We start from the raw sequence: 22,541 nt of genomic DNA on the forward strand, positions 1-22,541 counted from the left end.
GGCGTCAGGCGTGGTTCACCTCGCCGACAGCGGGGTCGTCGTCGTCGGTCGGCGGGATGGTGCACAGGTGCTCGGCGACCAGACCGGCCACCAGCAGGACGATCGCGCCGACGATGGCGGCCACGTCCTGCCACACGGAGCCTAGCGAAGGCACCACCGGCCGGCTCAGCAGGTAGACGAGCACCCCGCCGGAGGCCCCGAGGAGCAGGGCGCCGACGAGACTCGACGCCTTGGCCAGCACGACGACGCGCATCGCGCGGAACGGATCGAGGGGGCGGCGGAGCGTCCCCTTGGTCGCGCGGTGGATCGGGATCGCGAAGCCGATCACGAGCGCCGCGACCACCACGAGCGTCAGCGGGACGGTGAGCGGCGGGATCAGCACCGGGCGCCCCGCGGAGGCGATGGCCAGGTCGATCAGGAAGCCGGCGACGGCGCCGACGAGGGCCAGGCCGAGCAGGGAGCTGATGCGGGTGCGCTTCACGGAGTGCTGCTCTCGGGGTCGGTGCGGCCGGGGGCGGGGGCGGTCTCGGAGGTTCGCGGGCGCCGCCACGCTATCGCCTCGGGCCGATCGGTCACCCGGTCCGTCGCGCGGGCGCGCAGCTCGGCGATCGGGCCGCGCCCCGCCAGGACGGCGTGCGGCTCCACGTCGAGCCACGGCTCGAGCACGAAGGCGCGCTCGCCGGCGCGGGGGTGCGGGAGCGTGAGGTACGCGTCGTCGCGGACGACCCCGCCGACCGCGATCAGGTCGATGTCGAGCGTGCGGTCACCCCAGCGCTCCTCGCCGTCGCCGCGGATCCGCCCGCCGGCGCTCTCGATCGCGGCGGTCGCGGCGAGCAGGTCGTCGGGCTCGAGGGTCGTCGAGCCGATCACGACCGCGTTGAAGTAGGCGGGCGCGTCCTCGTCGGCGCCGTCGAGCTTCCAGGCCGGCGACTCGACCACCTTCGAGACCGCGTCGAGGCGGAGCCCGGGCGTCGTCGCGAGCGCACGCACGGCGGCCTCGAGGTGCGCGAGCCGGTCGCCCAGGTTGCTGCCGAGGGCGAGGACGACGCGGCGCTCGGGCAGCAGCCGCTGCTGCCGCGGCCTCACGGGCGGACCCGGGTGATCTGCACCGCGACGTCGTCGAACGGCAGTGGGATGGGCGCGTCGGGCTTGTGCACGGTGATCCGCACCACCTCGGCGGCGGCGAAGCTCAGCGCGACCGCGGCCAGGCGCTCCGCGACGGTCTCGATCAGGTCGACCGGGTCGCGGGTGACGGCGTCGGCGAGGGCGATCGCCAGCTCCCCGTAGTGCACCGTCTCGGCCAGCGCGTCGCCGCTCGCCGCCGGAGCGAGGTCGAGCCAGACCGTGGCGTCGATGACGAAGTCCTGGCCGTCCTCGCGCTCGAAGTCGAAGACGCCGTGGTGCGCGCGCACCCGCAGGCCCGTCAGGGTGATCGAGTCGCGCAGCGCGAGCGCGGCGGCGTCGAGCGTCGGCGGAGTGGCGGCGGAGCGGGCGGGGTCGGTCACGGGAGCTCCTCCTGGAGGCGGGCGCCGAGCGCGAGGGCGCGGGCGCTCGAGCGGACGTCGTGCACCCGGACGCCCCAGGCGCCGCGGTCGACGGCGGCGAGGCTCAGCAGCGCCGTCACGTCGTCGCGCTCCGCCGCGGTCGAGCCGGCCGGCGCGAAGGGCGCGAGGAAGCGCTTGCGGGAGTGGCCGACCAGCACGGGCAGGCCCAGCGAGACGATCGCATCGAGGTGCGCGAGCAGCGCCCAGTCGTGGCCGCCGTCCTTCGCGAAGCCGAGTCCGGGGTCGAGGATCAGGTGCTCGTCGCGGATGCCCGCCGCGCGAGCGGCGTCCACGCGGCGCTCCAGCTCGGAGCGCACCTCGGCGACCACGTCGGCGTAGGAGGCGAGCTCCGTCATCCCGGCGCTGTGACCGCGCCAGTGCATGGCGATGTAGACCGCGCCTCGCTCCGCGACGAGCGGCAGCATCGCCGGGTCGGCGAGCCCGCCGGAGACGTCGTTGACGACGACCGCGCCCGCGTCCAGGGCGGCCTCCGCCGTCGCGGCGCTCATGGTGTCGATGCTGACCCGGACACCCTCGGCCGCGAGCGCGCGGACGACGGGCAGCACCCGCCCCTGCTCAGCAGCGGCGTCGACGCGCGCGGCGCCGGGCCGGGTCGACTCCCCGCCGACGTCGACGAGGTCGGCGCCGAAGGACGCGGGGCCGTCGCCGATGGGGCGGGTCATCCCGAGTCCGTGCTCGACCGCGTCGTCGACGGACAGCCAGCGACCGCCGTCGCTGAAGGAGTCGGGGGTGACGTTGAGGATCCCGAGGAGCGCGGCGCGGTGGCCGGGTGCGAGATCGGTGACGGCGAGGCCCACGTCAGGCCTCCCGGGCGGCGCCGATCAGCGCGATGATCTCGGCGCGCGCGGCGGGGTCGGCGAGGGTGCCGCGGGCGGCGACGGTGACGGTCGAGCTGGCCCTCTGGCGCGCGCCGCGCAGCCGGACGCAGCCGTGCTCGGCGTCGACGACGACCAGGACGCCCTCGGGCGAGAGGCCGGCGTCGAGGACGTCCGCGATCTGCTCGGTGAGCCGCTCCTGCAGCTGCGGCCTGGACGCGACGGTCTCGACGACCCGCGGGAGCTTGCCGAGGCCGACGACCCGCTCGCCCGCGCGGTAGGCGATGTGCGCGACGCCGGCGAAGGGCAGCAGGTGGTGCTCGCAGACGGAGCGGAAGGCCAGGTCGCGGACGACGACCGTCTGGGTCGCCGGCGGCTGCTCCCCCTCCTCGACGACCGCGAAGGTCTCGGCGAGGTGCGAGGCCGGGTCGAGGTCGAACTCGCCGAAGAACTCCTCGTAGGAGTCGGCGAAGCGCTGCGGGGTCGTCGAGAGCCCCTCGCGGCCCGGGTCCTCCCCGATGGCCGCGAGGAGCTCGGCGACGGCGGCCTCGATGCGCACCCTGTCGACCGGCACGGTGCTGCTACGCCGTCGTCGGGCGCGGGTTGATCAGCGGCGGCCGCTGCGGGGCAGCGGGCTCGGAGCTCTCCGAGACGACCGCGCCGTCGGTGGCGCCGGCGTCGATCGGCGCCTTGGCGGGCGGCATGGCGATCGGCGGGAGGTCGGAGAGCGGGCGCTTGTCGCTCGAGAGCCACTGCGGGCGCTCGTCGATCTTGCGGACGTCCTTGAAGATCTCGGCCAGCTGGTCGTGATCGAGGGTCTCCTTCTCGAGGAGGTCGGCGGCGAGGCGGTCGAGGATGTCGCGGTTGGCGTTGATGACCTGCCAGGCCTCGTCGTGCGCCTGCTCGATCAGCTGCCGGGTCTCGAGGTCGACGCGCTCGGCGACCTGCTCGGAGTAGTCGCGCTGGTGGCCCATGTCGCGGCCGAGGAACATCTCGCCCGAGGAGGAGCCGAGCTTCACCGCGCCCACGTTCGAGGACATGCCGAACTCGGTGACCATCTTGCGGGCGATCGAGGTCGCCTTCTCGATGTCGTTCGAGGCGCCGGTGGTCGGGTCGTGGAAGACGATCTCCTCCGCGACACGGCCGCCCATCGCGTAGGCGAGCTGGTCGAGCAGCTCGTTGCGGGTGGTCGAGTACTTGTCCTCGAGCGGCAGGACCATCGTGTAGCCGAGGGCTCGGCCGCGCGGGAGGATCGTGACCTTCGTGACGGGGTCGGTGTGGCGCATCGCCGCGGCGGCCAGGGCGTGGCCGCCCTCGTGGTACGCCGTGATCAGCTTCTCCTTGTCCCGCATGACGCGGGTGCGGCGCTGCGGACCGGCGATGACGCGGTCGATCGCCTCGTCGAGCGCGCGGTTGTCGATCAGCTGCGCGTTGGAGCGGGCCGTGAGCAGCGCGGCCTCGTTGAGGACGTTCGCGAGGTCGGCGCCGGTGAAGCCCGGCGTCTTGCGGGCGACGACCTCGAGGTCGACACCGCCGGCGAGCGGCTTGCCGCGGCCGTGCACCTCGAGGATCTTCTTGCGGCCGAGCATGTCGGGGGCGTCGACGCCGATCTGGCGGTCGAAGCGGCCCGGGCGCAGCAGCGCGGGGTCGAGGATGTCGGGGCGGTTGGTCGCCGCGATCAGGATGACGTTGGTCTTGACGTCGAAGCCGTCCATCTCGACCAGGAGCTGGTTGAGGGTCTGCTCGCGCTCGTCGTGCCCGCCGCCCATGCCGGCGCCGCGGTGGCGGCCGACGGCGTCGATCTCGTCGACGAAGATGATGGCCGGCGAGTTCTCCTTGGCCTGCTGGAACAGATCGCGGACGCGGCTCGCACCGACGCCGACGAACATCTCGACGAAGTCGGAGCCGGAGATCGAGTAGAAGGGGACGCCCGCCTCACCCGCGACGGCGCGGGCCAGCAGGGTCTTGCCGGTGCCGGGAGGGCCGTAGAGCAGGACGCCCTTCGGGATCCGTGCGCCGACGGCCTGGAACTTGGCCGGCTCCTTGAGGAACTCCTTGATCTCGTGCAACTCCTCGATCGCCTCGTCGGCGCCGGCGACGTCGCCGAACGTGACCTTGGGCGACTCCTTCGAGACCAGCTTCGCCTTCGACTTGCCGAACTGCATGACGCGGTTGCCGCCGCCCTGCATGCCCGAGAGCATCAGCCAGAAGAACGCGCCGATCAGGAGGATCGGGAGGAGGAAGCCGAGAGCGGAGAGGAACCAGTTGGTCTGCGGGACCTCGTCGTCGTAGCCGTCGGACGGAGCAGCGGTGGTGACCGCGTCCACGACCTCGGCGCCGCGCGGTGCCACGTAGTAGAACTGCACCTGCTTGCCGTTGTCGCCGTCGTCCTGCGCGAGGGTCAGGTCGACGCGCTGCTCGCCGTCGACGATCTTCGCGGAGTCGACCTTGCCGTCGGAGAGGAGCTGGAGCCCCTCCTGCGTGCTGATCTGCCGGAAGCCCGACATCGTGATCAGCGAGGAGCCGATCCAGACCGCCACGATCGCGAGGACGACGTAGAGAATGGGACCCCGGAAGATGCGCTTGACGTTCATGAATGTTGCGGGCGCAGGCCCGGCACCTTTCTGACGAGGAAATGTGAGTGTCAGGCTACCTCCCGCTCTCTGAGCGCGCGCCACGCGTTCGCCCTGGGCGGAGGAAGCGCGGGCTGGGCGCGGGGCGGCGGCTGTTCGGCGCGCGGGACCGACTCCGGCACGCTGCCTCCATGCTGATCGAGTAGCCCGCGCAGCGGGGTTCATGCTGATCGAGTAGCCCGCGCAGCGGGCGTATCGAGATCCACCAGCGTCAGAAGACGAGTCTGCAGACCCGTCGTGCTGATGACGGCGGGTCTCGATACGCCGCTGCGCGGCTACTCGACCAGCATGCTGGGCGCCACCGCCGCAGGCGTCCTCCGGTCACGCCGTCGACCAGCATGCTGGGCCGCTCCGGTCACGCCGTCTCGAGGAGGGGCTCCGGGTCGCGCAGCGCCGGCGTCAGGCCGCGGCGGCGGCGGGCGGCGGCCAGCACGGTGACGGCGAGGGCGCCGAGCAGCCAGAGCGAGAGCACCAGCACGGCGTTCGCGACGCCGATGCTGCCGCCGGCGATCAGGGAGCGGAACGCCTCGACCGTGTAGGTCAGCGGCAGCACCCCGTGCACGGCCTGGAAGAAGGCGGGCGCCGTCTCGATCGGATAGGTGCCGCCCGCCGAGGAGAGCTGGAGCACGATCAGCAGCAGCGCGAGGAAGCGGCCGGGCGCGTCGAGCAGGGCGATCAGCGCCTGGTTGATCGCGACGAAGGTCAGGCTGGTGAGGACCGCGATCCCCATCAGCGCCGGGAGCTGCGCCATCTCGACGCCGACGCCGAAGCGGATCACCAGCGCGGCGAGCACGCCCTGCGCCACCGCCATCAGCGCGCCGGGGAGGTAGCTGCGCAGCGCGACCACCCAGGCGGGCCGGCGGGCGGCGAGCAGGCGCTCGCTCAGCGGCGCGCTCATCAGGTAGAAGGCGAGGGCGCCGACCCAGAGCGCGAGGGCCATGAAGTAGGGCGCGAGTCCGGAACCGTACTCGGGCACGCGGTTCAGGCGCTCGGTGTCGAGCGCGACGGGGGCGGCGGCGATGGCGCTGAGCGCCTCCGCCTGGTCCGCCGTGTAGGACGGGACGTCGGCGGCCCCGTCGGCCAGCTTCCCGGACAGCGTCTCGGAACCGGAGGCGAGGGAGTCGACCCCCGAGGCGAGGCTGCTTGCGCCGGTCGCGGCGTCCGCGCTGCCCTGCGCGGCGGAGTCGGCACCGGTGGCGAGGGCGTCGGAACCGGAGGCGAGCGAGGCGGTGCCCGAGGCGAGTGCCCCGGCCCCGCTCGCGGCGGAGTCGAGGCCGGTCGTCAGCGGGCCGACGCTGCCGGCGAGGGTGCCGGTGCCGGCGGCGACCTGCGCCGCTCCGGAGTCGAGGGAGGCGGCGCCGGTCGCGAGGGACTGCGCCCCGGTGCTGAGCGACTGCGCGCCGGAGTCGGCGGAGGCGGCTCCGGAGGCGAGCGACTGCACGCCGGTCGTGAGGTCGGCGGCTCCGGAGGACACGGAGGCGGCGCCCGCGGCGAGTGCGGTCAGCCCGCCCGAGGAGTCGCCGACGAGCGCCGAGGACCCGGCGGCGAGGGTCTGCGCGCCCTGGTCCGCGGCGGTCGCTCCGGCCGAGACTCCGGCAGCTCCCGACTCGAGCTGCGTGAGAAGGGCGAGGCGCTCGGTGTCGGTGAGGGTGCCGTAGCCGGCGATCAGCGACCGGAGGCCGGTGTCGACCGTCGCCGCTCCGGTGGCCAGGGCGGGAGTGCTCGCGGCCAGCGCCGCCGAGCCGTCGCGCAGCGTCCCGGCACCGGCGAGTGCCGCCGTCGCGCCGTCGGAGACGGAGGAGGCGCCCTCGGCGAGGGACTGCGCGCCGGTCGCGGCTGTCGCCGCTCCGGAGGACAGGGCAGCGGTGCCGTCGGCGAGGGTCGCCGCTCCGGTCGCCAGGTCCGCGGCTCCACCGTCGAGCGACTGCGCACCCGTGGCGACCGACTGCGCACCGGCGTTCAGCGCGGCGGCGGACGACGGCAGCGCGGCCGTCCCGTCGGCGAGCTGCTGCAGCCCGGAGGAGAGAGTCGCCGCTCCGTCCGCAGCGGAGCCGGCCCCGGCGCGGAGCGAGTCCGCCCCGGTGGCGAGCTGCGCGGTGCCGTCCTGCAGCTGCTCGAGGCCGACGACGAGCTCGTCCGAGCCGCTCGACGCGGTGGCCGCGCCGTCGGCGAGCTGCGTCGCGCCGTCGGCGGCCTGCTCGAGGCTGTCGTGCACGTCCGTGAAGCCGACGTAGACGTTCTTCAGGTACTCCTCGCCGACCTGCTTCTCGAGGGTCTGCGTGACCGTGCTGCCGATCGTCGCGGCGATGTTGCCGACGATCAGGTTGGCGCCGTCGTTCGTCGCGATCGACAGCCGGGCCGCGGTCGCCGCCGACGGGTCGTCCCCGCCGACCGAGGCCACGTCGGCCGAGAAGCCGGCCGGAACGGTCAGCACTGCGTAGACGGCGCCGGAGGCGAGCTCGCTCGCGGCCTCGTCGGCGTCGGTCCGCGTCCAGTCGAAGTTCGAGGCGGAGGTGCTCGTCGTCAGCTCGTCGGTCAGCGCGTCGCCGAGCGCGAGGGCCGAGCCGTCGGCGGCGGTCGCGCCGGCGTCCTCGTTCACGATCGCCGCGGGGACGGTGTCGAGGTGGTGGGTCGGGTCGAGGTTCGCCGAGGTCAGCAGGCCCGCGTAGATCAGCGGGATGAGCGCGATCGCGGAGAAGACGACGACGAGGCGCGGGGAGACGGAGCGCAGACGGTGGAGGAGCCGGGGTGAGCGGCGGGCGGCGGAGGCGGGCATGGTCCTTCTACTTCGAGGAGTCGGGGGCGGGGGCGGTGAGCCGCGGCGATGCGACTCCGGTGACGAGGAGCTCGGCGATCTCGGCCGAGGCGGAGGCGACCGGGCGGCGGTCGTCGCCGTCGAGCAGCCAGCCGACGACGAGCCAGACGGTCCCGGCGGCGAGGAAGACGGCGAAGCGCTCGACCCGGGCGCGGTCGCCCGCCTCCTGCGCGGCCAGCGGCGAGAAGGCGAGCAGCCGCTGGGCGAGGAAGGCGACGACCGACTCCTGGACGGAGCGGGCGGTGCCACCGCTCAGCGCGCGGCGGTAGAAGTCGGCGTGCTCGAGCAGCCCCGAGAGCAGGCCGCGGACGACGCGGGGCACCGCGGTCTCCCAGTCGTCCTGCGGCGAGGGCGGCACGACGGCGGCGAACAGCGCGTGCATGCGCTCCAGCGCGGCGGCCTCGACCAGCGAGGGCACGTCGCCGAAGTGCTGGTAGAAGGTCGGCCGGCTGACGCGGGCGGCCGAGCAGAGGTCGGTGATCGACGGCTGCTCGTCGCCGGGACGATCGAGCGCGACCGTGATCGCGGCGATCAGCTGCTCGCGCGAGCGGGCGAGGCGGGGGTCGGCCATGGTGCCTCCTTTACGTTCGTAACATACATTACATCCGTAAAGGAGCGGGAGGAAGCCCCCCGCTTGAGCGAGCAGCCGCGTCGCTCTCCTGCTGATCGAGTAGCCCGCGCAGCGGGCGTATCGAGATCCACCTTGGCCAAGAGGGAAGTCTGCAGACCTCCCTGCTGACGACGTTGGGTCTCGATACGCCCCTCCGGGGCTACTCGACCAGCATGAGAGGGAGACAGCAGCACTCCCGTTGCATGCTGATCGAGTAGCCCGCGCAGCGGGCGTCTCGAGATCCACCGTCACCGGACGTCGAGTCTGCAGACCTCCCAGCTGATGACGGCGGGTCTCGATACGCCCCTGCGGCGCTACTCGACCAGCATGGTGGCGCTCGGAGCGTCAGGTGGTCGGTGCCGCTCCGTCGGGCTCGGCGGCGAGGATCGTCGCGATCTCGGTGGTGTCGATCACGAGGGTGTCGTGCGGGGTGAGGCCCGGGCTCTTCGGGGTCGGCACGGGCAGGCGGACGAGCAGCGCGCCGGGGTCGACGCTGAAGCGGCCGCTCGTGGTGCGGCCGATCGGGTCGCCGTCGAGCTCGGCGAGCACGGGCTGGTCGAGCGAGAAGGAGAACTCGCGCCCCGGCCACTGGTGCAGGGACGCGAGGCCGTTGCGGTTGCCGGTCGCGACGTCGAGAGCGAGGCCGAAGCGGCGGCGCAGCAGCACCAGCTCGAGGTCGCCGTCGTCGAGGACCGCGCCGGCGGCGAGCTCGATGTTCGCCACGACCGAGCTGCAGTTGCAGGCCAGCACCATCAGGGTGCGGGTCGGCGGCTCCGGCTTGCCGTCGATCGTCAGCGTCACCTCGAAGCCGGCCTTGAACATCACCTCGGCGCCCGCCGCGACGTAGGCGCCCCAGCCGACCCGTTTCTTCAGCTCGTCGTCGGTCTTGTCCATGATCTCCGCGTCCAGGCCCACGCCGCCCATCACCATGAAGACGCGCTCCTCGCCGTCGTCGAAGGTCGCCGTGCCGACGTCGATCGCCCGGTCCTGCCCGAGCAGCGCGATCTCGACCGCGTCGGCGAGCGCGCCGAGCGGGATCCCGAGGTTCCGGGCGAGCAGGTTGCCGGTGCCGCTGGGCAGCAGTCCGTAGGGAACGGACGTGCCGCGCAGCACCGAGGCGACCGCCCGGACGGTGCCGTCGCCGCCCATCGCGCAGACGAGGTCGGCGCCAGACTCCAGGGCGGCGCGCGCGGCTCCGGCTCCGGAGTCGTCGACGCTGGTCTCGAACCAGAGCGGCTCGCGCCAGCCGGCGCGGCGGGCGACCGTGGCGACCACGTCCTGCGCGGCGCCGACGTCGTCGAACTTGCTCGGATTGATGACGACGGCGACCACGGGTCGCGCGGCCGTGGATCTCGCGGAGGGGGCTCTCACGCTCTCAGTCTGCTGTGCCGGGCGCCGGCTCCCGCACCGTGCGCCGCTCGAGGGTCGCCGCCGCCTCCGTCGCGAGGACCGCGCCGAGCTCGGCCGAGAGCGTCGCGGGCAGGGTCGGCGGGGCGTCCCAGCGCGGACCGGCGAGCAGGATCCCGCCGCGCTCGCTCGAGCGCCAGAGTGCATCGACGCTGCCGGTGACGAAGCGGCGGATCCGCGCGGCGGACGCGGCGTCGACCCCGTCCGCCGTCGCGAGGTCGACCAGGTGCCGGTAGGCGATCCCGCCGAAGAGCGCGCCGTCGCCCGCACCCTGGTCGACGAAGACGCCGTCGGGAGCGAGGCGCGTGAGCAGGTCGTCGGCGGTGCGGGAGGCGTGCGCGAGCAGCCGTGCATCCGGACGCAGCCGGTGCAGTGCGAGCGCCGCGCCGATGTAGACGCCGTGGTTGTAGCTGAACGCCCAGTCGTCGCGGGCCGAGCCGCCCTCGCGGCCGATGCCGTCGGCGACGAAGCCGGTGTCGTCGTCGCGCAGGCGCACGTGCAGCCAGTCGAAGGCGGCGCGGGCCAGCTCCTCGCGGCCGTCGGGGCGGAGCCGCTCCAGCCGCGCACCGAGGATCGCGAACGGCCCGTTCGCCGGCGCGTTCTTGTAGTCGAGCTGGCGGCGGCGCCAGGCCAGGCTCGCGCCGTGCCGGAGGTTCCAGCCTCGTGCGACCGCGAAGCGCCAGAGCCGGTCCGCGCGGTCGAGCCAGCGCCCCTCCCCCGTCGCCTCGCCGAGGCGGGCGAGCGCGCCGCCGAGCCACATCATGTCGTCGAAGTAGCCGTTGACCAGCCGGCCGCCGTTGCGGAGCCGGACGGCGCGGTGGATCCGCGAAGCGCGCTCGAGGTGCCCGGTGTCCCCGGTGCGCTCGAACGCGTCGACGGCGGCGTCGATCGCGTGCGCGAGCCACCAGTAGTCGAACTCGAGATCCGCGCGCAGCGACGTCGGGTAGCTCACGTGGTAGCCGAGCACCGGCACCGCGAAGAGCCGCTCGAGGCTCGACTGCGCCGCGTCCGCGCGGGCGTCGGCCCCGGACCAGTCAGGCGTAGACGTGGGGAGCGAGGATCGCGACATCGCGGAGGTTGCGGTAGCGCTCGGCGTAGTCGAGGCCGTAGCCGATGACGAAGTCGTTCGGGATGTCGAAGCCCACGTACGCGACGTCGACCTCGACCTTGGCGGCGCGGGGCTTGCGGAAGAGCGCGCAGATCTCGACGGACTCCGCGCCGCGGCTGCGCAGGTTGCCCTGCAGCCAGGAGAGCGTGAGGCCGGAGTCGATGATGTCCTCGACGATCAGCACCTTGCGGTCGGTGATGTCGGTGTCGAGGTCCTTGAGGATCCGCACCACGCCGGAGGACTTGGTGCTGCTGCCGTAGGAGGAGACGGCCATCCAGTCCATCACGATGTCGAGCTTGAGCTCGCGGGCGAGGTCCGCCATCACCATGACGGCACCGCGGAGCACCCCCACGATGAGCAGGTTCTCGCCGGCGTAGTCGCGCTCGATGGCGCGGGCCAGGTCGCGGATCCGCTCGTGGATCTCGGCCTCGGTGAAGAGGACCTCGGTGATGTCGTCGGCGATGTCGGCTGCTTCCACCCGGCCACTCTACGGGCGGGGACGCCCTGCTCCCCTCCGCGAGATGCCACTTGTGCACGCCTTCCACGGCGTGTCGCGTGCACAAGTGGCATCTCGCGGCGGGGAGATCACACGGGGGCGAAGACGAGAGTTGCGGAGACCCGGGTGGCGCGGACTCCGGGGAGGTCGACGCCCTTCTGGCCGTGCCAGTCGGTGACGAGGGCGGCGACGGCGAGGGTCTGGGCGCGGGAGAGGGCGACGCCGAACTCGTTCTGCACGACGAGGCGGATGATCCGCTGGCGCAGCGCCGGCGGGTCGGCGGCGAGGCCGCGCGCGTCGACCGTTACGTGGCCGTCGTCGTTCTGGCCGACGAGCTCGAGCGCCCAGTCGAGCGCCATCGCGTCGAGCGCGTCGCCGTCCTCGCGGAGCTGGTCGGCCGTGCGGGCGAGCGCCTCGGCGACTCCCGGGCCGAGCTCGTCCTCGAGCACCGGCAGCACCGAGCGGCGGACGCGGACGCGGGTGTAGCGCGGATCGTCGTTGTGCGGATCACTCCAGGGCTCCAGCCCGGCGTCCGCGCAGGCGGCCACGGTGCTCGAGCGCCGGATGCCGAGCAGAGGGCGCCGCAGCACCCCGCTCACCGCCGCCATGCCGTGCAGACTCGCGGCGCCCGCGCCCCGGGCCAGCCCGAGCAGCACCGTCTCGGCCTGGTCGTCGAGCGTGTGGGCGAGGAGGACCGCTGCGGCGCCCGTCGCCTCGACCGCGTCGTCGAAAGCGCGGTACCGCGCCGTGCGCGCCGCCGCCTCCGGGCCGTCTCCGTCCGGCAGCACCGACACGACCTCGCGCAGCACGGGGGCGAGGCCGAGGGTGTGCGCCTGCTCCGATGCGCGTCGCGCGACCTCCGCCGATCCGTCCTGGAGACCGTGGTCGACGATCACGGCGCCGGCCCGCCGGCCGCCGCGCTCGGCCTCGAAGGCGACCGCGGCGGCGAGGGCCAGCGAGTCGGCTCCGCCGCTCAGCGCGACGAGCACCAGGGCTCCGGATTCGAGCTCGTCGAGGCTCGCGCGCACCGCGCGCCGGATGTCGGCGACGGCGGGAGTCAGGCGGGGGCGATCGGGCACATCAAGTAACGTTAGGCCAGCGATCCGGCCTGCGAGCGCGCGTGTCCGCGCGCACTCCCCCGGCCGGTCCGACCCGCCGATGCGCCGCCCGCGGCGCCACCGACTCAAGGAGCGAACATGGCCGCATACGACGTCGTCGTAGAGATCCCCAAGGGCAGCCGCAACAAGTACGAGGTCGATCACGAGACCGGTCGCGTCTACCTCGACCGCGTGCTCTTCACCTCCTTCGTCTACCCGACGGACTACGGCTACTTCGAGAACACCCTCGGCCTCGACGGCGACCCTGTCGACGCGCTGGTGCTGCTCGAGTACCCCGTCTTCCCGGGCGTGGGCGTCTCCGTCCGCCCGGTCGGCGTGCTCAACATGAGCGACGAGGCCGGCTCCGACGCCAAGGTGATCGTGGTCCCCGCGAAGGACCCGCGCTGGCAGCACATCCAGGACATCTCGGACGTCCCGGAGCAGACCAAGAACGAGATCAAGCACTTCTTCGAGCGCTACAAGGACCTCGAGCCCAACAAGTGGGTCAAGGTCGAGGCCTGGGGCGACGCGGCCGAGGCCGAGCAGATCGTCCAGGACGGCATCAAGAAGCTGGCCGAAGAGGGCCACTGACCCTCACGGGTCTTCTCACGACGGAACCCGCCCCGTCGAGTCGACCGGCTGCTGCCGGCGCCTCGAGGGGGCGGGTTCTCGTGTCTTCGGGCGGTGCTGCCCGGGCGGAGCCGCGCGGGCGGCGCTACGCCGTCGGGCGGCCGACCATGCCGGTCGGGGTGCCCCAGATCGAGTGCACGCGCACCGGCGAGTTGGGGTTCGGCGCCTCGATCATCTGGCCGTCTCCGAGGTAGATCGCGACGTGGTAGTAGTCGCCGGGCGAGTCGGACCAGAAGAGCAGGTCGCCGCGCTGACGCTGGCTGTAGGGGACGAGCTTGCCCTCGTTCGCCATGGTGTTGTACTGGTTCGTCGCGGAGTGGGTGCCGATGTACTCGCCGGCGCTCGCGTACGACTGCTTGGTGAGACCCGAGCAGTCCCAGACGTCCGGGCCCATGCCGCCGAGCACGTAGCGCTCGCCGAGCTGCGCCATCGCGTAGGAGATCGCGGTCTCGACCTGGTCGACCTGCGGCTCCGGATTCGCCACCGGAACCGGCGCGGGCTGCGGTGCGGCCGGCTGCGGGAGCTGGACGGCGGGCTGCGCGGGGGCCGCCGGCGCAGCGGGCTGCTGCGGAGCCGGCTGCTGCTGCGGCGCCTCGGGCTGGGGGGCGACCGGTTGCTGCACGACCGGCGCCGAGGGCTGGTTCACGGCCGGCGCGGCCGGGCGGGAGCCGGACGACGAGGAGCCGGACGACGAGCCCGACGAGGGCTGAGCCGCGACGGGAGCGCTCGCGGCGGGCTGGGCGGCGGCAGCGTCGGCCTCGGCCTTCGCGGCGGCGGCGGCAGCGGCCGCGGCGGCCTTGCGCTCCTGCTCGCCGGCGAGGAACGCGGTCTCGATCTCGACGGTGGAGTCCTTGAGCAGCGCGAGCTGCGCGATGAGCTCCTCCGACTTCGCCTCCTGCGCCGCGAGGGCGCTCCGGGCGGAGGCGGCGGCCGCGTCGGCGCCCGTGCGGGCCTCGTCCGCGGCGTCGGACAGCTTCTGGTGCTCGACGACGGCGACGTCGGCCTGCTCGGCGAGCGACTCCGCGGTCTGCTTGTCGGCCAGGGCGTCGGCGTAGACGCGCTGCGACTGCTCGGAGAGCTGCGACATCGCGCCGAGCTGGTACAGCAGATCGCCCGCGTCCTGGCCCTTCGCGACGAGGCTCATCGAGAGGTCGCCGCCGGCGGAGCGGGAGAGGTGCGCGGCGAGGAGGCCGGCCCGCATCTGCGACGTGTGCGCCGTCGACGCCGCCGCGTTCGCGCGGTCCTCGAGCTCGGTGACGGCGGCGGCCGCGGCGTCGAGCGCCTCCTGGGCCTGGCGCCAGGCCTCCGCCTTCTTCATCGCGACGAGCGACGCGTCGTCGACCGAGGTCTGCAGCCCGCCGATCAGCGCGGTGATCGAGTCGATCTCGGCCTGCTTGCTCGCCTCGTCGGTCTTCGCGTTCTGCACGTCGTCCCACGAGGGGTACGACGGGTCGTCCGCCTGAGCCGGCACGATGCCGAGCGACGCCGTGACGGCGGTCACCGCGAAGGCGGCCGAGACCGCCAGCGGAAGACGGCCCTTCCAGGCCCGCTCACGCGGGGCGGGGGTGAAGCTGCGGGCGGTCTTCTGCGCGTCAACCAAGTGTGACTCCTCGTGCGGCCATGAAGGGCTGAGCGTCGACGGCGGTGCCGTTGACGCGGGTCTCGTAGTGCAGGTGGCAGCCGGTCGAGGCGCCGGTGGTGCCGACGGCGGCGATCTGCTGGCCCGCCTCGACCCGCTGGCCGACGCTGACGTAGATGCCGCCGGGCATGATGTGCGCGTAGCCGGTGCTGATGCCGTCGCCGTTGCTGATCTCGATCCAGTTGCCGTAGGTGCCGAACCAGCCGGCGTAGGTCACCGTCCCGCTGTGGGCGGCGAAGATCGGAATGCCGCAGCCGCCGGCGATGTCGGTGCCGCGGTGGTAGGAGCTGGTCGAGCCGCCGCCGGTGGAGAGGCTGCCGCGGGGGCCGAAGGTGCCGGTGATGCGGCCCGAGGCGGGGAGCACCCAGCCGGAGTCGCCGACCGCGGTCGAGCCGCCACCCGGAGACGGGGCGACCGGGGCGCTGTAGCCACCGCCGCCGCCGGATCCGCGGGAGGGAGCCGCTGCTGCTGCCGCCGCCGCGGCCTCTCGGGCTGCTGCGGCCCGCTGGCGGGCGAGCTCGGCCTGCGCCTGACGGGCGGCCTCCTGCTCGGCGAGGATGCGCTGGCGCTCGGCCTCGCGGGCGGCGACGCCGGCCTCGTAGTCGGCGACGGTCGTCGACTCCGTGTCGCGGAGGGCGGCCAGCTGCTGCTCGAGCACGATGCTCTGGTTCTGCTGCTCGGTGAGCGCGGCCTCCGAGGCGGCCTGCGCGGCCGTGGCCTCGGCGAGCTTCGACTCGGCGGCGACGCGGAGCTTCTCCCGCTCGGCCTGCGCGACCTTCGCCTGGTCGCCGAGCGACTCGGCGGTGTTCTTGGTGGTGCTGGCCTGCTCGTAGATGGCGTTGGAGCGCTCGACGAGCTTGGTCATGTTGCCGATGCGGCCGAGGAGGTCGTCGGCCTTGCCGCCCTCGCCGTCGAGGAAGATGTTGACCGAGAGGTCGGTGCCGGTGGTGCGGTAGAGCTGAGCGGCCAGGAGGCCCGCCTGCTGCGTCGCGGCGTCGGCCTGATCGGCACTGGCGGTGGCCTTGGCCTCGAGCTCGCTCGCCCGATCGGAGGCGTCGTCGAAGTCCTGCTGCGCCGCGAAGTACTCCTCGCCGCGCTGCTCGGCGACCTGCTGCGCCGCCGCGACCTCGCTCTGCAGGCCGTCGATCAGCGAGAGGATGCTGTCCACCTGCGCGGCCGCCGCCTGGGTGTTGCCCTTCGCCGCCTCGACGTCGGCCCAGCTGGGGTACTCGACCGCCTGCGCGGGAGTGGCGACCAGCAGGCCCGCGACCAGGGCCACCGCGGCCGAGACGAGGGCGGTGCCGCGGAGACGGCCGATCCGCGGCGCGCCGGAGCGGCGTGCGGGGCGGTTTCGGCGCGAAGAGTGGATCATGGGACCTCGGTGCTGGAGACGGACTACTCCCCCGGCGGCGGTGCGGCTCCGTCGCGAGGAAGTGGCGATTCCGACCCACACTAGTCAAGCCCTCCCCGTACGCCTAGGGATCGGCGTCGCCCGTCCGGGGCACAGGCGCGCATCGACGTGCGGCGGCCGACCCGCGATCGGCGCCCCTCCAGGGCCGATTTTGCATATCCGGCCGGCTGTCCCTATGCTTGCGTGTCGGTAGTCATGGTGGGTCGGCCGCAGGGTCGCCCCGGCGAGCTTCCGGCCCCATCGTTTAGTGGCCTAGGACACCGCCCTTTCACGGCGGCAGCACGGGTTCGAATCCCGTTGGGGTCACGGATGAGGACTACCACCGCAAGAGAAGTGCACCACCGCAGAACGGCCGGAGACGGACGGGATGTGAAAATCGAACAGCCTCGAAGGCAGTATGCTTGTCTTCGCAACGAGGCCCTGTAGCGCAGCTGGTTAGCGTGCCGCCCTGTCACGGCGGAGGTCGCGGGTTCAAGTCCCGTCAGGGTCGCAGAGAGGCCCTTCCGAGAGGAAGGGCCTTTTCCAGGAGACGACTCGTTCGTCTCCTCGCGGCATCGATGTCCTCGGACATCCTCGGCTGCAACGGCTCTGTAGCTCAGTTGGTAGAGCGCACGACTGAAAATCGTGAGGTCACGGGATCGACGCCCGTCGGAGCCACGGAAACCCTCGCCTAGCTTCTACATGGCGGGGGTTTCTTCCGTTAACTGGTCGGCCCGATCGCCGCGTGAGCCACCGTCCGGCCGCCGACGCGTGACGCTCCTGCCTCGGTCCCCTCCGGGACGGGTCAGTAGAGCTTCGACCGAACGGCATCCACGAAGTCCGGCACCCCGGCGCGGGTGAGCGCGAGCAGGAAGTCGTCGACGGTCATCGCCGGAGAGTCGTACCCCTCGACGAGTTCGACAAGAGCGCGGAGCGTCGGCGCGCGGTAGAGGTCGAGCTGGTCCAGCAGGGATGGACGATCTCGAGGTCGAACGGCTCGACGGACGCCGGCGGGAAGTCCTTCGTGTTGAACGTCACCAGCACCTCTGCACCGCCACGGACGGCGGCCGCGAGGACGTGCCGATCCTTCTCGTCGTTCGCCATCGTCGGTACCAGGTCGTCGTAGCCGGAGACCATGGCGTCGGCGAAGTAGCGCTCCATCGTCCCGACGCGCTTCTCGACGAGAAGCGGATCCTCCCCGTTCTTCACCAGGTTCTTCGCGAGCTCGAACAGGACGTCCTTCGACCACAGCGGCCGGTAGAGCCCGCGATCAGCGAGTTCGAGGACGAAGTCGTTGAGCAGAGCGCCGTAGAGGACGTTGGTGTCGAAGAAGGCCGGGAATCTCACTCAGCGTCGAGCTCCGCACGCCGCTTCACCGCAGCAGGATCGCCCACCTGGACCTTCGCGCTCAGACTCGCCTGCCGCAGCTCGCGCAGCGCGGCGCGGCGTTCGGCGCGGAAGTCCGCCTGATAGGCGACCAGGTCCTCCAACCGGACCCGACGGTGACGACCGGGCTTGTCATGAGCGATGTCGCCCGCTTCCAGCAGGCGGACCAGCGTCGGGCGACTGATCCCGAGGAAGTCCGCGGCCTGCTGCGTCGTCATCGTCGTCCCCTGCGGGACGACCGTGATGCCCTCGCCCGCGGCGAGGGAGTTCGTCACCTGATCGAGGATGCGGAAGATCTCATCGGGGATGGGGCGGGCCCTGCCCTGGGGGTCGACGAGCGCCGCCTTCGACGAGTTCTGCGCGAGGAAGATCTCGAGCTCTCGCATCAGCGCGGCGAAGTCGAGGATTTCGTCCCGGGCGGCGGCCTCGGGGAGGTACGTCTGGGCCTTGCGGGCACCGCGCGGTCGATCGGTGGACGTGCTCATGGCGTCGATGATACTCGGGAGAAACGAAAGAATCGAACATTTCCGAGGGGCCGAGAGGTTCGTCCTCGTGCGGCACCGATGCTCTCGCGCATCCCCGCCCCTACGGAATCCTCGGCTCGTCGAATCGGCCTCGGCTCGCGAGAACGGCGCGAACCGGCGTGCCGGACGTGGTTCTGCGAGCCCGAGGTGCGCTCCGGGCGCTCAGCTGGGCTGCGTAGCCTGGGCGGGCCATGAATCCCGCCGCCTTTCCGCCGCCCGATCCGTCGACCGTCGCCCCCGAGCAGCCTGCCGTCGCCGCCGCGCCGGCGCAGGGTGGGCCCGTCTTCGCCTGGGCACCGCCGCCCGAGCCGCAGCCGTCGGTCGACGCTCCGTACTCCTCTCTCCTCTATCTGCCGGATCCGCGGGTGCGCTGGGGACTGCCGACGGCGGCGCTCACGATCGCCGGGATCGTGCTGCCGCTCGCGCTGCTGATCGTGCTGTTCGGCTTCGGGGTGCTGCCCTACTCCCCCGGGCTCGTGTTCGCGGGGTCGTTCGCCAGCTACCTGGTCGCGCTCGTCATCCCGTTCGCCGCATCGAAGCTGCGCGGGCTGGGGTCGCTCGCGGCCGACTACGGGCTGCGGTTCCGCTGGATCGACGTGCCGATCGGCATCGGGCTGGGGATCGGCGTGCGGCTCGCGATCGTCGCCGTGCTGATCGTGTTCTCGCCGCTGCTGGGCGAGGCGGAGAGCAACCTCGAGCTCGACCCCGATCCGCTGTGGTTCGTGCTGAGCTCCGTGATGATCCCGGTGCTGGTCGCTCCGATCGTCGAGGAGATCCTCTGCCGCGGGGTCGTCATGCGGGCGGTCCGCAACCGGATGCTGCGGACGAAGGGCGATGCGGCACCGCCGACCCGCGGACGGCGCGTCTGGGCGGCGTTGTTCAGCGTGATCGCGTCGACGCTGGTCTTCGCCCTGCTGCACGGGCACCAGATGGTGAACCCCGCGACGGTGGTCACGCTGGGGACGACGACGGTGATCGCCGGGCTCGCGCACGGCTGGATCTCGACGGTGACCGGGCGGCTCGGCGCGGCGATCGTGTCGCACGCGACGCTGAACGGTTCCGCAGTGCTGCTGCTGGTGCTGGTGACGGCGCTGGGGTAGCCCCGGCGACGGTGGATCTCGATACGCCCGCTGCGCGGGCTACTCGATCAGCATGGCGTCGGAGCGGGCTGCTTGAACGGTGCAGCGGGTCAGACGTCGAGGATGCGGAGGACCGGGTCGAGAGGGAGCTCGCCGCGGACCTGGCGGTGCAGGCGCTCCATGTCGGCATCGAGGGCGGCGGCGGTGCGCGCGGCGTCGGACAGGCCGTCGAGCAGCTGCTGCGGGACCTGGCGGTCGTACTTGTAGTAGATCTTGTGCTCGAGGCTCGCCCAGAAATCCATCGCGATGGTGCGGAACTGGACTTCGACGCAGACGTCGACCGAGCCTCCCGAGAGGAACACCGGCACCTCGACGATCGCGTGCAGGCTCTTGTAGCCGTTCTCCTTCGGAGTGGCGATGTAGTCCTTCACCTCGAGGACGCGGACGTCGGCCTGCGAGGTGAGCATGTCGAAGACGCGGTAGACGTCCGAGACGAAGCTGCAGGTGATCCGGACGCCCGCGATGTCGGTGACGGCGGCGGCGATGCCCTCGAAGGAGGTGTCGCAGCCCTTGCGCTCGATCTTCTCGATCAGGCTGTCGGCCGACTTCAGCCGGCTCGACACGTGCTCGATCGGGTTGTACTCCCGCATCTCGCGGAACTCCTCCTGCAGGATCGTCACCTTCGTGACGATCTCGTCCATGCCGAACTTGTACTGCAGCATGAACCGCGCGAAGTCGTCGCGGAGGGCGCGGATCTCGGCGACCGTGCCGGCGTCGAGCGCCTGCGCGACCTCGTCGCTGAGCGGGGGGACGGCGGGCGCCGCGCGGTCGGGAGATCGGGGTTCCACGGGGAGTCACCCTACGCGCGGGCACCTCGGGCCCGGATGTGAAGCGCCATCGGGGTTCCGAGGAGTCCCGGCTCCGTCCTGCGGGGGACGATCCGCGCAACCCCCGCTGGCTAGCGTCGGAGGATGTTCTCCGCTCTGAACGTCTTCGGCATCCTCTACATCGTCGCGGCCATCGCGGTCGTCGTGATCATGCTCGTGCTCGCCGTGCTGCTCTGCCGGCTCGCGATCGCCGCGCGAGAGAACCAGCTGGCGACCGTGCGCCTGCGCGAGCTGCAGATCGAGCGGCTGCTCCTCGACGAGGAGTGAGCACGGCGGGCTGCGCGGCGCTCGGGTGAGCACACCGGCCGGAAGCACCGGTCAGGGCAGCGCCGGACGCACCTCCGGGCGGGACACCTTCGGGATCAGCAGCCCGAGCACCACGGCGACCACCGCGCCGATCGCGCCGATGACGAACGTCGTCTCGAACGCCTCCGAGCTCGGCAGGTCGACGGCGCCGACCGAGACGGTCAGCTGCGCCAGCACGGCCGCGGTCACCGCGGACGAGAGCGTAGTGCCGAGGGTGCGCATCAGCGAGTTCAGGCCGTTCGCCGCCGCGGTCTCGGAGGCCGGCACCGCGTGCATGATCAGGGTCGGCATCGCGGCGTAGGCGAGGCCGAGGCCGACGCCGATCAGCGCGTTGATCACGAGGATCTGCCAGACCTCTGCGCCGAACGGGAGGATCAGCAGGTACGACACCGCGATCAGCGCCGCTCCCGAGACCAGCACCAGACGCGGTCCGGACTGCGCCGAGAGCCGGGCGGCGAGCGGCGAGGTCGCCATCATCGCCAGGCCCGAGGGCGCCAGGACCAGGCTCGCCACGATGAGGCTGAGGCCGAAGCCGACTCCGGACGCGGCCGGCAGCTCGAGGCGCTGCGGCAGGGTGATCTGCGCGCCGAAGAAGGCGAAGCCGACGGCCACCGAGGCGAGGTTGGTGAACAGCACCGCGGGGCGGGCGGCGACCCGGAGGTCGACGAGCGGGCTCTCCTGGCGCAGCTCGTACCAGCCCCAGATCAGCAGGACCGCGACGCCGCCGAGGCCGGAGCCGAGGATGCCGGGGCTCGTCCAGCCCGCGTCGTTGCCGCGGGAGACGGCGATCAGGATGCCGCTGAGTCCGATGGCGAGGCCGATCGTGCCGACGACGTCGAAGCGGCCGGGCGAGCGCAGGGTCGAGACGGGGATGACGAGGAGCACGAGGACGATGTCGAGGACGCCGAGTCCGGCGGACATCCAGAACAGCACGTGCCAGTCGAGGTTCTCGGCGACCAGGGCGCTGAGCGGCAGGCCGAGCGCGCCGCCGATGCCGAGCGTGGCGCTGACGAGGGCGATCGCGCCGGGCAGGCGGTCGCGGTGCAGGGTGTCGCGGAGGATCGAGATGCCGAGGGGGATGACGCCCATCACCGCACCCTGGAGGGCGCGGCCGACAACGAGCGTCCAGACGTCGTCCGCGAAGGCGCAGACGATCGAGCCGAGCACGAGGACGACGAGCGCGGCGAGGGCCATCCGGCGCTTGCCGTAGAGGTCGCCGAGACGCCCGGAGACCGGGGTGAGGATGCACGCGCTGAGCAGGGTCGCGGTGATCACCCAGGCGGTCTCGCTCCGATCGGCGCCGAGCAGGGTGGGCAGCTCCGACTGGATCGGGACGACCAGCGTCTGCATGAACGAGGCGCTCATCCCCGCGAAGGCGAGGACGGCGGTGATCAGGCGGGGGCTGGGCGAGCGGGTGAGCGAGCGTCTGTCGGAGTCGGGCACTGCGGTCCTTCGTGTCGGCGGCGTGCAGGAGCGGGGCGCCGGTGGTCCGGCGTCCTGCAGGGCGGGTCGTATTGCTCAGCTTTGCATCGCCGGGCCTCTGAGCCGAACCGACCGATGCTCGGAAACCTTCCCGATCGCTCTACCGGGCTGCCAGGCGCGGGACGAGGATGGGCGCATGATCGAGATCGAGAGCTGGATCGCCGGCTACGAGAAGGCCTGGGCGACGGACGACCCCGCGGATGTCGCGGCGCTCTTCACCGAGGGCGCGGAGTACTTCACGTCGCCGTACGCGGAGGCGATCACGCCGCGGGAGGCGATCGTGGAGTGGTGGGTCGCGGAGAGCGAGCCGGACGACCCGACGTTCGCGTGGGGGCTCGTCGCGCTGACGGAGACCACGGCGGTGGTGGAGGCGCGGACCATCTACCCGTCGGACCGCACGTACCTGAATCTGTGGGTGATCCGCTTCGCGGAGGACGGGCGGGCGTGCTCCTTCACGGAGTGGTACATGGAGGAGCCGAGCGACTCGGTGAGCTGAGGGGGCGGGGTCTCGATACGCCGCTGCGCGGCTACTCGACCAGCAGGCAGTCCATGCTGATCGAGTAGGGCGCGGAGCGGCCGTATCGAGCGGAGGGGGCGCCTTCGGCGCCAGTGCAGGGCGGGGAAAGGATCTTGTGGCTGGCTCGTTGTGGTTGGACGATGGAGGGGTCGCGG

22 protein-coding genes and 3 tRNA genes are annotated in these 22,541 nt (G+C 72.5%); 7 read left to right on the forward strand and 18 right to left on the reverse strand.

What is annotated here, in order from left to right:
• Positions 1-4: 4 nt before the first annotated feature.
• From EDF43_RS18550 to tilS, 12 genes are all read right to left on the reverse strand, one after another.
• The gene (locus EDF43_RS18550; protein ID WP_132438025.1) at positions 5-481 is read right to left on the reverse strand and encodes a DUF3180 domain-containing protein; all 477 of its coding nucleotides are present in this window, start codon (positions 479-481) and stop codon (positions 5-7) included.
• The gene (gene folK / locus EDF43_RS18555) at positions 478-1,086 is read right to left on the reverse strand and encodes a 2-amino-4-hydroxy-6-hydroxymethyldihydropteridine diphosphokinase (protein WP_132438026.1); all 609 of its coding nucleotides are present in this window, start codon (positions 1,084-1,086) and stop codon (positions 478-480) included. The genes EDF43_RS18550 and folK overlap by 4 nt, the downstream gene beginning before the upstream one ends.
• Entirely contained in the window at positions 1,083-1,505 is a 423-nt protein-coding gene (folB, locus tag EDF43_RS18560; protein WP_165909184.1) for a dihydroneopterin aldolase, read from the reverse strand. The genes folK and folB overlap by 4 nt, the downstream gene beginning before the upstream one ends.
• Positions 1,502-2,362: a dihydropteroate synthase gene (gene folP / locus EDF43_RS18565; protein ID WP_132438027.1), complete on the reverse strand. Its 861-nt coding sequence runs from the start codon at positions 2,360-2,362 to the stop codon at positions 1,502-1,504. The genes folB and folP overlap by 4 nt, the downstream gene beginning before the upstream one ends.
• Position 2,363: 1 nt before the next feature.
• Positions 2,364-2,954 carry a GTP cyclohydrolase I gene (gene folE, locus EDF43_RS18570; protein ID WP_132438028.1) on the reverse strand — a complete coding sequence of 197 codons (591 nt, stop codon included), beginning with the start codon at positions 2,952-2,954 and terminating at the stop codon, positions 2,364-2,366.
• Between the two features lie 7 nt (positions 2,955-2,961).
• A complete protein-coding gene (gene ftsH, locus EDF43_RS18575; RefSeq protein WP_123705529.1) occupies positions 2,962-4,974 on the reverse strand; it encodes an ATP-dependent zinc metalloprotease FtsH in 2,013 nt (670 codons plus the stop codon).
• Positions 4,975-5,368: 394 nt separating this feature from the next.
• Entirely contained in the window at positions 5,369-7,789 is a 2,421-nt protein-coding gene (locus tag EDF43_RS18580; protein ID WP_132438029.1) for a YhgE/Pip domain-containing protein, read from the reverse strand.
• A gap of 7 nt (positions 7,790-7,796) precedes the next feature.
• Positions 7,797-8,399: a TetR/AcrR family transcriptional regulator gene (locus EDF43_RS18585; protein WP_132438030.1), complete on the reverse strand. Its 603-nt coding sequence runs from the start codon at positions 8,397-8,399 to the stop codon at positions 7,797-7,799.
• Positions 8,400-8,783: 384 nt separating this feature from the next.
• Positions 8,784-9,809, reverse strand: coding sequence for a diacylglycerol kinase family protein (locus tag EDF43_RS18590; protein ID WP_165909185.1), 1,026 nt, complete (start codon positions 9,807-9,809; stop codon positions 8,784-8,786).
• A 4-nt stretch (positions 9,810-9,813) separates the two neighbouring features.
• Positions 9,814-10,914, reverse strand: a complete 1,101-nt coding sequence (locus tag EDF43_RS18595) for a glycoside hydrolase family 76 protein (RefSeq protein WP_132438032.1) — start codon at positions 10,912-10,914, stop codon at positions 9,814-9,816.
• Positions 10,880-11,431, reverse strand: coding sequence for a hypoxanthine phosphoribosyltransferase (gene hpt, locus EDF43_RS18600; RefSeq protein WP_123446809.1), 552 nt, complete (start codon positions 11,429-11,431; stop codon positions 10,880-10,882). Before hpt ends, EDF43_RS18595 begins: the two co-directional genes overlap by 35 nt.
• Positions 11,432-11,538: 107 nt before the next feature.
• Positions 11,539-12,528 (reverse strand): tRNA lysidine(34) synthetase TilS, encoded by a 990-nt coding sequence (gene tilS, locus EDF43_RS18605; protein WP_132438033.1) that lies wholly within the window; start codon positions 12,526-12,528, stop codon positions 11,539-11,541.
• A 117-nt stretch (positions 12,529-12,645) separates the two neighbouring features.
• Here tilS and ppa point away from each other — a divergent pair, with 117 nt between their 5' ends.
• Positions 12,646-13,137, forward strand: coding sequence for an inorganic diphosphatase (ppa, locus tag EDF43_RS18610; protein ID WP_123446811.1), 492 nt, complete (start codon positions 12,646-12,648; stop codon positions 13,135-13,137).
• Positions 13,138-13,261: 124 nt separating this feature from the next.
• On the opposite strand, the gene EDF43_RS18615 is transcribed toward ppa, so the two are convergent.
• Together EDF43_RS18615 and EDF43_RS18620 are read right to left on the reverse strand one after the other, a co-directional pair.
• Positions 13,262-14,776, reverse strand: coding sequence for a C40 family peptidase (locus tag EDF43_RS18615; protein ID WP_132438034.1), 1,515 nt, complete (start codon positions 14,774-14,776; stop codon positions 13,262-13,264).
• Positions 14,769-16,187, reverse strand: coding sequence for a peptidoglycan DD-metalloendopeptidase family protein (locus EDF43_RS18620; protein ID WP_243646362.1), 1,419 nt, complete (start codon positions 16,185-16,187; stop codon positions 14,769-14,771). The genes EDF43_RS18615 and EDF43_RS18620 overlap by 8 nt, the downstream gene beginning before the upstream one ends.
• A gap of 272 nt (positions 16,188-16,459) precedes the next feature.
• Here EDF43_RS18620 and EDF43_RS18625 point away from each other — a divergent pair.
• The 3 genes from EDF43_RS18625 (at position 16,460) to EDF43_RS18635 (ending at position 16,883) form a co-directional block, all read left to right on the forward strand.
• Positions 16,460-16,532 (forward strand) — tRNA-Glu (locus EDF43_RS18625).
• A gap of 110 nt (positions 16,533-16,642) precedes the next feature.
• Positions 16,643-16,716, forward strand: a tRNA-Asp gene (locus EDF43_RS18630).
• A 94-nt stretch (positions 16,717-16,810) separates the two neighbouring features.
• Positions 16,811-16,883, forward strand: a tRNA-Phe gene (locus EDF43_RS18635).
• Between the two features lie 207 nt (positions 16,884-17,090).
• Here the strand turns inward: EDF43_RS18635 and EDF43_RS18640 are convergent.
• Both EDF43_RS18640 and EDF43_RS18645 read right to left on the reverse strand, forming a co-directional pair.
• Complete coding sequence (locus EDF43_RS18640) at positions 17,091-17,552, reverse strand: PIN domain-containing protein (protein WP_207901843.1); 462 nt, start codon at positions 17,550-17,552, stop codon at positions 17,091-17,093.
• Positions 17,549-18,076 (reverse strand): helix-turn-helix domain-containing protein, encoded by a 528-nt coding sequence (locus EDF43_RS18645; protein ID WP_123705537.1) that lies wholly within the window; start codon positions 18,074-18,076, stop codon positions 17,549-17,551. Before EDF43_RS18645 ends, EDF43_RS18640 begins: the two co-directional genes overlap by 4 nt.
• A 230-nt stretch (positions 18,077-18,306) precedes the next feature.
• Here EDF43_RS18645 and EDF43_RS18650 point away from each other — a divergent pair, with 230 nt between their 5' ends.
• Positions 18,307-19,215 (forward strand): type II CAAX endopeptidase family protein, encoded by a 909-nt coding sequence (locus EDF43_RS18650; protein ID WP_132438035.1) that lies wholly within the window; start codon positions 18,307-18,309, stop codon positions 19,213-19,215.
• 89 nt (positions 19,216-19,304) lie between these two features.
• Here the strand turns inward: EDF43_RS18650 and EDF43_RS18655 are convergent, their stop codons facing one another.
• Positions 19,305-19,916: a GTP pyrophosphokinase family protein gene (locus EDF43_RS18655; RefSeq protein ID WP_123732880.1), complete on the reverse strand. Its 612-nt coding sequence runs from the start codon at positions 19,914-19,916 to the stop codon at positions 19,305-19,307.
• 249 nt (positions 19,917-20,165) lie between these two features.
• Between EDF43_RS18655 and EDF43_RS18660 the strand changes: the two genes are divergently transcribed.
• Complete coding sequence (locus tag EDF43_RS18660; RefSeq protein WP_132438036.1) at positions 20,166-20,348, forward strand: hypothetical protein; 183 nt, start codon at positions 20,166-20,168, stop codon at positions 20,346-20,348.
• A gap of 51 nt (positions 20,349-20,399) precedes the next feature.
• Here EDF43_RS18660 and EDF43_RS18665 read toward each other — a convergent pair whose 3' ends face one another.
• On the reverse strand, positions 20,400-21,830 hold the full coding sequence (locus EDF43_RS18665; RefSeq protein WP_243581140.1) for an MFS transporter: 1,431 nt from the start codon (positions 21,828-21,830) through the stop codon (positions 20,400-20,402).
• 175 nt (positions 21,831-22,005) lie between these two features.
• Between EDF43_RS18665 and EDF43_RS18670 the strand changes: the two genes are divergently transcribed.
• A complete protein-coding gene (locus EDF43_RS18670) occupies positions 22,006-22,365 on the forward strand; it encodes a nuclear transport factor 2 family protein (protein ID WP_132438037.1) in 360 nt (119 codons plus the stop codon).
• Positions 22,366-22,541 lie beyond the last annotated feature (176 nt).

The sequence above is a fragment of the Rathayibacter sp. PhB179 genome, assembly GCF_004345345.1.
In the GTDB taxonomy this organism is placed as follows: Bacteria; Actinomycetota; Actinomycetes; order Actinomycetales; family Microbacteriaceae; genus Rathayibacter; species Rathayibacter festucae.

Excerpts from the sequence above, each read along its gene's own strand:
- ftsH (WP_123705529.1), bottom strand. The coding sequence starts at position 4,974 with ATGAACGTCAAGCGCATCTTCCGGGGTCCCATTCTCTACGTCGTCCTC.
- EDF43_RS18580 (WP_132438029.1), bottom strand. The coding sequence starts at position 7,789 with ATGCCCGCCTCCGCCGCCCGCCGCTCACCCCGGCTCCTCCACCGTCTG.
- EDF43_RS18585 (WP_132438030.1), bottom strand. The coding sequence starts at position 8,399 with ATGGCCGACCCCCGCCTCGCCCGCTCGCGCGAGCAGCTGATCGCCGCG.
- EDF43_RS18595 (WP_132438032.1), bottom strand. The coding sequence starts at position 10,914 with ATGTCGCGATCCTCGCTCCCCACGTCTACGCCTGACTGGTCCGGGGCC.
- ppa (WP_123446811.1), top strand. The coding sequence starts at position 12,646 with ATGGCCGCATACGACGTCGTCGTAGAGATCCCCAAGGGCAGCCGCAAC.
- EDF43_RS18620 (WP_243646362.1), bottom strand. The coding sequence starts at position 16,187 with ATGATCCACTCTTCGCGCCGAAACCGCCCCGCACGCCGCTCCGGCGCG.
- EDF43_RS18645 (WP_123705537.1), bottom strand. The coding sequence starts at position 18,076 with ATGAGCACGTCCACCGATCGACCGCGCGGTGCCCGCAAGGCCCAGACG.
- EDF43_RS18650 (WP_132438035.1), top strand. The coding sequence starts at position 18,307 with ATGAATCCCGCCGCCTTTCCGCCGCCCGATCCGTCGACCGTCGCCCCC.
- EDF43_RS18655 (WP_123732880.1), bottom strand. The coding sequence starts at position 19,916 with ATGCTGCAGTACAAGTTCGGCATGGACGAGATCGTCACGAAGGTGACG.
- EDF43_RS18660 (WP_132438036.1), top strand. The coding sequence starts at position 20,166 with ATGTTCTCCGCTCTGAACGTCTTCGGCATCCTCTACATCGTCGCGGCC.
- EDF43_RS18670 (WP_132438037.1), top strand. The coding sequence starts at position 22,006 with ATGATCGAGATCGAGAGCTGGATCGCCGGCTACGAGAAGGCCTGGGCG.